General features: G+C 47.5%; 9 protein-coding genes and 1 pseudogene. 4 read left to right on the top strand and 6 right to left on the bottom strand.

From position 1 onward, the window contains the following. The 3 genes and pseudogenes from A3751_RS22755 to A3751_RS09725 all read left to right on the top strand — a co-directional run. Positions 1-280: pseudogene (locus A3751_RS22755) on the top strand (HlyD family type I secretion periplasmic adaptor subunit); the annotation flags it as partial. Positions 281-387: 107 nt separating this feature from the next. Then, on the top strand, positions 388-1,728 hold the full coding sequence (locus tag A3751_RS09730) for a TolC family outer membrane protein (RefSeq protein ID WP_068455083.1): 1,341 nt from the start codon (positions 388-390) through the stop codon (positions 1,726-1,728). Further along, on the top strand, positions 1,721-2,443 hold the full coding sequence (locus A3751_RS09725; RefSeq protein ID WP_068455075.1) for an OmpA family protein: 723 nt from the start codon (positions 1,721-1,723) through the stop codon (positions 2,441-2,443). Before A3751_RS09730 ends, A3751_RS09725 begins: the two co-directional genes overlap by 8 nt. Positions 2,444-2,670: 227 nt before the next feature. On the opposite strand, the gene A3751_RS09720 is transcribed toward A3751_RS09725, so the two are convergent. Continuing rightward, positions 2,671-3,033 (bottom strand): hypothetical protein, encoded by a 363-nt coding sequence (locus A3751_RS09720; protein ID WP_068455072.1) that lies wholly within the window; start codon positions 3,031-3,033, stop codon positions 2,671-2,673. A 268-nt stretch (positions 3,034-3,301) separates the two neighbouring features. Here A3751_RS09720 and trmY point away from each other — a divergent pair, with 268 nt between their 5' ends. Then, entirely contained in the window at positions 3,302-3,901 is a 600-nt protein-coding gene (gene trmY, locus A3751_RS09715; protein ID WP_068455070.1) for a tRNA (pseudouridine(54)-N(1))-methyltransferase TrmY, read from the top strand. Between the two features lie 82 nt (positions 3,902-3,983). Here trmY and A3751_RS09710 read toward each other — a convergent pair whose 3' ends face one another. From A3751_RS09710 to A3751_RS09690, 5 genes are all read right to left on the bottom strand, one after another. Next, positions 3,984-4,925 (bottom strand): hypothetical protein, encoded by a 942-nt coding sequence (locus A3751_RS09710; RefSeq protein ID WP_068455067.1) that lies wholly within the window; start codon positions 4,923-4,925, stop codon positions 3,984-3,986. Between the two features lie 200 nt (positions 4,926-5,125). Continuing rightward, positions 5,126-6,025, bottom strand: coding sequence for a GGDEF domain-containing response regulator (locus tag A3751_RS09705; RefSeq protein ID WP_197466263.1), 900 nt, complete (start codon positions 6,023-6,025; stop codon positions 5,126-5,128). Between the two features lie 56 nt (positions 6,026-6,081). Further along, positions 6,082-6,513 carry a response regulator gene (locus tag A3751_RS09700; RefSeq protein ID WP_068455059.1) on the bottom strand — a complete coding sequence of 144 codons (432 nt, stop codon included), beginning with the start codon at positions 6,511-6,513 and terminating at the stop codon, positions 6,082-6,084. A gap of 47 nt (positions 6,514-6,560) precedes the next feature. Then, a complete protein-coding gene (locus A3751_RS09695) occupies positions 6,561-8,870 on the bottom strand; it encodes a PAS domain S-box protein (protein ID WP_068455052.1) in 2,310 nt (769 codons plus the stop codon). Between the two features lie 65 nt (positions 8,871-8,935). Then, positions 8,936-9,406 (bottom strand): hypothetical protein, encoded by a 471-nt coding sequence (locus A3751_RS09690; protein ID WP_068455049.1) that lies wholly within the window; start codon positions 9,404-9,406, stop codon positions 8,936-8,938. Positions 9,407-9,860: the final 454 nt, after the last annotated feature.

The raw sequence follows: 9,860 nt of genomic DNA, 5'->3' as shown, positions 1-9,860 counted from the left end.
CAGAGATCAATATGCCAAAGTGAAAATCTCCGCTTTTGACTTTGCGGTCTATGGTGGTTTGGATGGCAAAGTTGAGACCATCTCCGCCGACTCCATTACCGATCAACGCGGCAACAGTTACTATATTGTCAAAGTACATGTCGATAAATCGTACTTTGGCGAAGGGGAGAATCGCTTAAACGTCATCCCTGGCATGCAAGCAACGGTCGATATCAGCGTTGCAGAGAGAACAGTACTTGAATACATTATGAAGCCATTGCTGCGCGTACTGCAGAGATAATAAGCCAACGAAAGCAGGCACATTGAACGCAACTTTACGTCAGTTAATCGCGCTTTAGAGCGAAACAGAACAGAAAGAAAAGATGAGTTTCAAGGAGAAACAAACGAATGAAGCGGACAAGACAGCTAAGTGTCATGCTTGCAGGGCTTCTAGCCTACCAGGTTCCCTTCGCAGACAACCTAGAGCAGGTTGTATTTGATGCGATTCAAACCAACCCCGACATGGCGATCTCGGTGCAGAATTATTATGCTTCGCGCGCCGAGCTCGATTCCGCGCAAGGTAATTTCCTACCGAGCTTAGATCTAACAGCAGATACCGGAAAAGAAGACATTGATCGTGTCGGCTCGACATCAGATACCAATGAAACGCGCGCTCAAGCCAAGCTGCAATTAACAATTCCTGTGTTTCGAGGCTTTGCGAACACCAACGAATATGACCGTGCCGACTTTGCAATGCAGGCTAACTATTATCAAAGTCTCGCTCAAGCGGAGCAGCTTTCATTACAAATCGCCCGCGCCTATACCAATGTTCTAAATGCACAAGATGTCGTTCGCCTTTCGGTTGAAAACCTAAAATTGCACGAGAATACATACGACTTGGTAGAGGCGCGCAAGAAACAAGGTGTTGCCGACAAGGCCGATCTAACACAAATGAAAGGTCGCCTATCACGCGTTAAAGCCAATTTGCTGGCTGCGCGCAATAATTTGCGCGACGCGGAGACCAGCTACATTCAGTTGACCGGAACGCGCCCCTCAAATCTAGTGCGTCCTCAAATAGACAGCACCTACTTGCCAGAAAGCAATGAACGCGCCACAACACTCGCACTAGCGAATAACCAAAACCTCATTGCCAGCCGCCTAAGTGCGCAAGCTTCTGCAGCGAACTCCGACGGTTTAAACGCTCACTATTACCCGAACCTCGACATCGTTGCAGACCAAACCTGGAAGGATCATGTCTCTGGCGAGCAAGGCCATGAAAATGAATGGCGCGTGTTGCTTGAGATGAACTGGAATCTCTATTCAGGCGGCCGTAGCAATTCGAAGCAGAAACAAGCGCGTTATCAGGAAGAGGCCGCGCGCATGCGTTCTAATCGTATCTATCGCGAAGTGCAAGCAAATGTCGACTCGTCATGGGACGCCTACATGACGCTCAAACAAACACTCGTTCATCTACAGGATTACGTTGATCAGTCTGCAGAGAGCGCCAAGTTGTATATGGCGCAGTTCAAAGCGGGCCGTCGAACCCTTCTTGATTTGTTAGATGCACAAAACGAGCTATTTGAAGCGCGCAAGCAATATCTCGCGTCAGACTATCAGTATGTATACTCCCAGTATCGTGTTGTTGCGAGCATGAGCTACATTTTAGATGCGTTGCGTGTAAACGTGATGACCCCGCTGCTAGAGAAAGAAGATGAAACCGGCACAGAGGAGGCAACGACCAATGGATAAAATCTCTCGTATTACCTTAACGCTTGTGCTCGCCGGCCTCGGTTTAACAGCATGCGGTACAAACCCGCCCGAAGACCCACGATTCGACAGCTTTGGCTCAGGGCTTCCCGCGCAACATAATGAAGATGTCGTGCCACCCTATCCAGAACAACCCTTTGTTCCTGCGCAAGCCAAGATATCCGACAGCGATTCAGATGGTGTAATTGATCACCGAGATGAATGTGACGATCACAAAGAAGGTGTCGAGCTGGACAACCAAGGCTGCGCAAAGCTAGTCAATTCGATTCGTTCAATAGATCTCGATGTTGAATTTGCGACAGGCAGCGCTGAGATAGAGAAACGTTACTACCCAGCTATCGAAGAGCTGGCCAAGCTACATCAACAAAGTAGCGAGTTTGTCGTGCTAATAGAGGGACATACAGATAACACCGGCCCGCGTTCTAAGAACATCGCACTATCAAAACAGCGCGCAAAAGCCGTCGCAAATATCCTCATTAGTGACTTTAACGTTTCAAAAGAACAGGTACTCACCACGGGTCTTGGTCCTGACGAACCGATTGCCAGCAATGACACGTCCGAAGGCCGGCAAAAGAACCGCCGCATGGTAGCGCATCTAATCACAAGAGACAGACTTCTCGCTATGCATTACGACATTTGGACGATCGATCTTGGAAACGCGGAGGAACCTAAAAAAGCCCTGTTCGAAGCGATGTGAATTGGCGAAGAACATGACAAGATCACGCGTTAGCGCACCCCGAATGTTTCGACGTGACGAAGCAAGACGCTTAATCGTACCCCTTTCAACGCGCTCCTGCTCCGACCTCAAACACTGAAAATACGGCGACGAGAGTGACGAGAAAAACGAGAAAAACAAGAGTCTGTCTTTGAGAAATACCGGAAAAGAAAGAACGAATTTCAAAAGAATCGGCGAATGCCGAACTACTAATGCTTTGTATCTAGAATATCGCCGATGCTAAGCGTTTGAACGTCACTTTGAACGCTTTCACCATCAGAAGATAAGGCCTCAATAATAAAGGCGTAGTCGCGGCTCTCATCGAGTACACCAGCAACACGCACTATGCCCTCTGCATCGATCATGAAAGGGCCGCTGTAATCGCTCTCGCCATCCGCTTCAAGCAAACGATAGATGACCGTATGAAGATGAAAATCGAATTCCTCCGGCGATGCACGCACCCCCACCTCAGTGCCCGTCCGCACTTTGCGTAATGTAGCAACGCGTCGGTTCAAATCAACACTATATCGCGTGCTGTTCTCGCGTGTCTTGTCGTTGCGGCGCTCTACCATGCGTATCTCCATAACCTTCCTTCCCTGATCCCATCAAACATCTTTTGTGACAGACGTCACATAAATATTGAGCAAAGCTTAGAACAGAAAAAAGCCGCCATGATGGCGATGTTGCAATGTTTTGTAACAGTCCGCTACCAAACGTAATCAACGAAAACGGCTTTACCATGAAGCGGCTCGACCCAAAATGGCAAGAATCGATATATAACTGCGAAGCACTAGACCATTAAGATATAATCGCGGAACGTTCATCTAAACACGTAATGTAATGACCACGACCTTTGTTCTTAGAGCCCGAGCGGCACCCACTGATCCCGATGCCTTTTTGGCTGAAGTAGGACTCGATGCCCACACCGAGATTATTGCGCACACGTTGATGAATGCGATGTTTGTTGCCCAGTCACATCGAGACAACGTGATCGTCCACGTAGTTTTAGAGAGCACCGCGGACTTCTCACGCACCGTCACCTTTACTGCAGAAGAGCTTTCTAACATTGGCGGCTTTCACGAGGCAGCCTTATTGGAAAAAGTCGCTCGGGCACTTCGTGTTTCGGTGGGCATGCGTAAAGAGCAAGAGAAACAGGTCGAACCGGGCCTGCGCGTTCGAACACTTAGTTTCGAGCGTTTGGTCAAGGAACTAGCCGAAGAGCATGCGCTTTACATGATGGACATCAAGGGCGAATCAATACGAGAGGTCGAGTTCAAACCCAATCCCTGCTTTATTCTTACCGACCATATCCCAATGCCAAAAAAGAGCTACAACACGCTAAAGCGATACGGCACCGAGAAACTCAATCTTGGCCCTAGAATGCTCTTCGCTTCACAATGCGTGGTGCTAATTCATAACGAGCTCGATCGATTATTTTAACGTGAGGGCGCTTCCCTCCCTTTAAAACACTATCCGGACATAAGACGAATAGTCCGAATGAGAAGCGCTTCCAGGCATTGGTTCAAGACGGCATGTTGGAGGAATCAAACTGCGCTAATTCTGTTACTACCGCATTTTCAATACGCTTCACGTCTTCCAGCACTTCCAAGCTCTCTCTGTCATCCTCAAAACGAGCCTTGGCTTCTAATAAATCTCGTGCTTGTTTTAATTTTTTCAGAATCTCTCGAAAACCCGCTTCGATACCATCTTCTTCATTGCCGCCCTGCTCTCGGGCTTGCTGGCTGTTTTTATCTGAAAAGCCATCTTGCGAAGAAAACTGCTCGTATGCGCTAATCGCCTCCTGTTTCAGTTTATCCATTGCACTCGCACCAAACTGCGTGTTTTGATCAACCTCTCGTGAAACGTTAGCCACACCCATCGAGAATTCCATCTTTCCACTTTGCTCCAGAACAAACAAAGACGCGCTTTGCGACGGTTCCGTGATTGAGGAGGAAGAGACTTCCGAAGCGCTGGCAAGACGCGTGACACTCGATAGCGAATCGGACGAGGACTGAGAGCCCGCCTGAAAACCCTGGATATCTTCCATTCCTTTTAGGGCTTTGTATTGCGAGATGAGGCGTTTTAGATCTAGGCCAAAACGTTTCAGCTCATTAGAGAGTGCTTCAACCTGCTCTGGACCCGACATTATAATTCGGCGTACCAAGGCTTCTGAACGAGAGAACAGATCAGCCACGCGTTGACGTAGCATCTCCTTAAGCTGGGACATGGGCGATAAGCTCACTTGCTCGCCCATACTTTTGGAGAGGTTTGTTGGCTCATCTGTCGATGTTTCTGTCGACACGCCAAAAAGCGAGTTATCCTGTTCATCCTGCAATCGCTGAACCGCACCTAACGGCAAGGCACCATGCGTTTGCGCATCGCGAACAAGTGATGACGAACCAGGGCTGAGAATCTGTTTTATTGCTATTAGCGGCATAGAGAAACGATCGAATTTGGACGACATGACGCTAAATGGTACCGCGTACAGAGGCCAAACCTGGAGTGAAGTTTTGCAAAAAGAAGTCCGTCGAGTGCGAAGCGCCGCTCTAAGCTGTGGCCGCGCCTTGATCTAGCGCTTTATGGTCTGGGAGTATCGCAACCCATCAACCGATCGATCGACACGTTTTAGCATCAGCGTCTCATCGATAGTTGCTACATCAAATTCTATTCAAGAACGATGTGTGCCCCTTTGCCCATCTTCTTAGCCTGATACATCGCTTTATCGGCTTTTTCGTACAGCTTCTCAGGTGTCATAGGCGGCGCATGCCAAGCAATACCAATGCTCAAAGTCGGCACAAAGTTCAAGCCGGCTTTGGAAGCGAAGTCCTGAAAATGACTACGAATACGTTCAATAAGATACGCCGCCCCGGTGCGTTCTTTGGTGTACACCATCAGCAAGGCAAACTCATCACCACCGACTCGCGCCGCAATATCTTCTTTGCGTTTACAGGCATTTAGTGTGTCACCGAGCGCCTTCAATGCTCTGTCACCCGCGCTATGGCCCTGTTCATCATTTAGTATTTTGAAGTTATCAACATCTATCAGCGCCAATGCCATGGCTTCACCAGAGCGATCGTGTTCCGATACGGCCCTTTCGAGCACCTCATCAAAATAGGCTCGGTTGTGGATTTTGGTAAGCGCATCCACGGTTGCGCGTTCATAGTAGCTACGCGTGATTTTATGCCGCTCTACCGCCTGCTTAATTTGCCAATCAATTCTGGATGATTTTAAAGCTGACTTCGGTACATACTCTTCAAAACCCAGTTGAAGTGCTTGCTCTGCAAAGTCTTCATCGTCCAAATCGGTAAGAATGACCATTGGTGTTTCGATGTTGTGTTCTTGAATACTCGTCAGTGTTTCAAGCCCGCTGGAGTCAGGCAAGCCCAAGTCCAAGACAACAACATCAAAGCTTTCTGTATCCAAACGTTCCAGCGCCGCGCCAAGCGTATTGCAATGCTCAAACTGATAGCTGCGCCTATCGTCTTTTTTCAACAAAGACATGATCATCCGAAGATCGTCTGGATCGTCCTCGACTATCAACACTGTATAGTTGTCGTCCTTCATCGCCATCTTAGTCCTTTTGCACTCCTTGTTTATGGCCAACATACCTAAAAACCGGATCAACTCAGGCTTGGCAGTTTTGCGCAGTTGGACCAGTACTCTGCAAGCACTCGAGTGACAAACTCGGCCTGATCTCGATCATGTGGTTTGGTAACAAAGCTATTGGCCCCCAATTGATAACTCTTCTGAATATCTGCGTCGGCTCCAGAGGTGCTGTAAACAATAATCGGAAGCGCATCTAAGCGTCTATCAGACCGAATACGCTCTATTACTTCATAACCGCTGATCTCTGGCATGTTCAAATCCAGCAGCACGACCGTGCGCTTGTGGAGTTTGTAGTTTGACTCTGCCAAATATGTCTCGAAGGTTACCCATGAATCAAAACATTGAAGATCGGCATCTGGCGCATAACGATTTAGATCTCCTTTAAATAAGTAGTGCTCATCCACATCATCATCAATGAACAAAAACTGCACATCCTTCGTGCTCATGTATATACCCCGAATCTTACATCCTATTTGGCAATGGAAATTGTAGTTCAATTTTTGGGAAGACAAATTAAAAAGCTAGAACCCTGATCATTGCTCTCTTCTACTTTAATGGTTCCGCCGTGGCGCTCGATGATTCGCTGGCAAATCGACAAGCCCATTCCCGAACCCGAAATCGACTTGGTCACCAAACGACGGAATGGTTCAAAGATCGCTTCATGCATATTCTCTGGTATACCGCCGGCGTTGTCCTTCACGCGAATAACAACCTCTTTTTGGTTCTCTTCGCACGAAATGTGTATTTGCGGCTCTCTTTCCTCGGGGCAATAACGGATAGCATTGGTAATGAGGTTCTGAAATACGTGCAGCATTGCCGCTTTATCGATAATCAAACCGGTAGAGCCACCAATTAGGCGCACATTCGCTTGACGCTCGTGGATCAGCGCATCGAGTTGCTCTGTCACATCCTGCAACAACGCCTCTAAGTTGATTTGCTGAAGAGTCACCTCAAGGCGTTGCGCTCTTGAGAGTTCCATCAACGCTGAGACCATGGCCTTCATTCTACTGGCAGCATCTGCAATTCGGCTTAACTCATATTGGGCATCCTCATCAGCGAGTTCCCCTTGTAAACGCTCCTGAAGGCTATCAGAGAACATCATAATTTTACGCAAGGGCTCTTGCAGGTCATGAGACGCCGCATAAGCAAATCGCTCTAGCTCTGCATTCGAGTTTGCCAACTCTTTCTCGATTTCTTTGCGTTTTGAAATGTCCTGAATTACGGAGATAAAATACTCCGGTTTTTTTTCTCCTGTACGTTTGTCCTCTGAACGCACCACCGACACAGTCAGATGAACCCAGACAATATGACCGCCTTTATGGAAATAACGTTTTTCAAGTGCATAAGAGTTTGCTTTCCCATTCATTAACTCACTGAGTAAGGAGAGGTCTTTCTCTAAGTCATCCGGATACGTAATATCCTGAAAGGTTAACGTCAACAATTCTCCCTCTGTATAACCCACTATGCTGCAGAGTCTTTGATTCACTCTCAGCCAATTACCTTCGGTGGAAACATGCGCAATACCCACAGCGGCAAGCTCAAAGGTATTGATAAAGTCCTTTGAGATTTCATCATTGATGGCAATCTGCTCTTCAAGCTGATCGGACAACGCGACTGTTTCTTTTACGCTTGCCAATGTGCCATACATAAAGAGCGGTTTGTCGCGCTCATCAAAACGCGCTTCACCACGCGCTTGCATCCATTCATACTCACCATGGGAATTCTTCCCTCTGTACTCAACCAAGTAAGGGGTTCGTTTTTCAAAGTGCCCCTGCAGCACCGCGCTTACTTTCGACTTATCGTCGGGATGAATATGCCCCAACCAATCGTCGAGACTATAGCCTTGCGAGGCCGGATCAAAACCAATCAACTCAAGCAGTCTGGGGCTATACCAGACATCACCGTTTTGGACATTCCATTCCCAGATGCCCTCATCGGCAGCTTCAATTGCTCTTAATAATCTCGAAGACTGTGTCACCACAGTTTCTTCCAAATTTAGTACTTCGTTAACACCGATAATGGAGGCAAAGACGAATTTCTCCCCGTCGATACTTTTTGGTACCAGACCTACCTCGAGATGAACCGACTCACCATTTGCTTTTCGACCCTGCACTACTCGGCCTTTCGCCATCGCTTGAGGCGCATCTGAATGACTAAAAAAGCGCGAAAAATGCATCAAATGCCCAGAGCGATCCTGCTCCAAAATCAGCGATTCAATGTGCTGACCAACCAGCTGGTTTTCATCGTAGCCAAACAGTCGTTCAACCTCTTTGTTTGCGTACACAAGCTCGCCTGTGGCGCGAATAATCAACACACCAGATGGCGTAAAGTCGATTGCGGCGCGAACCAAACTATCGAAGCGCTTCTCTAACTTAAGCTGCTCTATTTCTCGCTCGCGAACAAATCTTTCTCTCAATGCTTGTTCGTGCTGCTCGGGAGTAGGGATACTTAAAGCGGGCTTGATATAACGAAAAGTGGCAACGGCGGTCGCAAACGATACGATCGCGGTCATCGCTTTTAGTATCGCCATCACCCCATATGAGCCGTACCAAATGGTGTAAATAGAAAATAAGTGAGTAATACCACAAAGCAGTATAAACGCGGCAAACAGCAGCGCGATGCCACGAAACTGAATATCAGGTCGTTTTTGAAGAAAAATAAGGAGCGCGATTGGGATCGAAAAGTAGGAGATAGCAATCAGCGCGTCCGCACCGACGGTCAGCCAAAGAATGCCTGGCAACCAAAGAAAACAATGGCCGTGCGGCATATAGTCGGAGCTAAAAAACTCAATTAGAAATTCCAAGCATGCCTCTCTTTTAGCAAGGAGGCGAGCACCGGCACTAAGCCGGGCAGGCTCCTATCTGTGCGTTAACTGGAGCGGCTCGGTTTACGCATCCAGTATATTTCATAGGCGATCAAAGCAATGGATAAAAGCAAAAACCACCAAATGAATGCTTCTATATAGGCCATAATTGCAGCAGTAACAAACAAGTAAATGCCTACAAGCATGAAGCGAGAGTGAATGCGCAAACCGTCAGTAAACACGGCTAAGGCGAGCAGTAATACGGCGACCAACCCAGCCTGAGAGGCGTCTAAGCGCTCCGTTTTGATAAACAAGAACACAATTCCTAAAGCACCAATACTCCCAAGCCAGTGCAAGATATGATGTAAAATCGCGTTTTGTTGAGCGCCGTCTTTAGCCTGAATAATGAACAGCAAACCCACAGCGATGTAACAACCAAACCAGTAATAGAGACTCCAGGAAACAGACACCTCAATCAGGCCAACGCCAGTCATCGACAAAATCAGAACCAGAAAGGGGGATACTTTTTGCAGCACACGATACTCCTTTAGTATTTATCGTAGTTTTGGAGCATCGAGTTAAACGTTAAAACCCGAGCTCTGTTTTATTCGTTTTTGGAAAGATCTATTTGNTCGCCGAGTTGGAAGGAGCCGTTGAGGTTGATGATCGCGAAGCGATTGAGCGGATTGTTGACAGCTATACAACGGGCATTGAATATGTCGCCCGTGAAATCGAACAAATAGATCTTTCCAAAAACGAATAAAACAGAGCTCGGGTTTTAACGTTTAACTCGATGCTCCAAAACTACGATAAATACTAAAGGAGTATCGTGTGCTGCAAAAAGTATCCCCCTTTCTGGTTCTGATTTTGTCGATGACTGGCGTTGGCCTGATTGAGGTGTCTGTTTCCTGGAGTCTCTATTACTGGTTTGGTTGTTACATCGCTGTGGGTTTGCTGTTCATTATTCAGGCTAAAGACGGCGCTCAACAA

This window comes from Oleiphilus sp. HI0080, from assembly GCF_001635135.1.
Note: the sequence above shows the minus strand (reverse complement) of the source record. Positions and strands in the feature narration are given on the sequence as shown.

Coding starts and splice junctions, on each gene's coding strand:
- trmY (WP_068455070.1), top strand. CDS start 3,302: ATGACCACGACCTTTGTTCTTAGAGCCCGAGCGGCACCCACTGATCCC.
- A3751_RS09720 (WP_068455072.1), bottom strand. CDS start 3,033: ATGGTAGAGCGCCGCAACGACAAGACACGCGAGAACAGCACGCGATAT.
- A3751_RS09730 (WP_068455083.1), top strand. CDS start 388: ATGAAGCGGACAAGACAGCTAAGTGTCATGCTTGCAGGGCTTCTAGCC.
- A3751_RS09705 (WP_197466263.1), bottom strand. CDS start 6,025: ATGAAGGACGACAACTATACAGTGTTGATAGTCGAGGACGATCCAGAC.
- A3751_RS09725 (WP_068455075.1), top strand. CDS start 1,721: ATGGATAAAATCTCTCGTATTACCTTAACGCTTGTGCTCGCCGGCCTC.
- A3751_RS09700 (WP_068455059.1), bottom strand. CDS start 6,513: ATGAGCACGAAGGATGTGCAGTTTTTGTTCATTGATGATGATGTGGAT.
- A3751_RS09710 (WP_068455067.1), bottom strand. CDS start 4,925: ATGTCGTCCAAATTCGATCGTTTCTCTATGCCGCTAATAGCAATAAAA.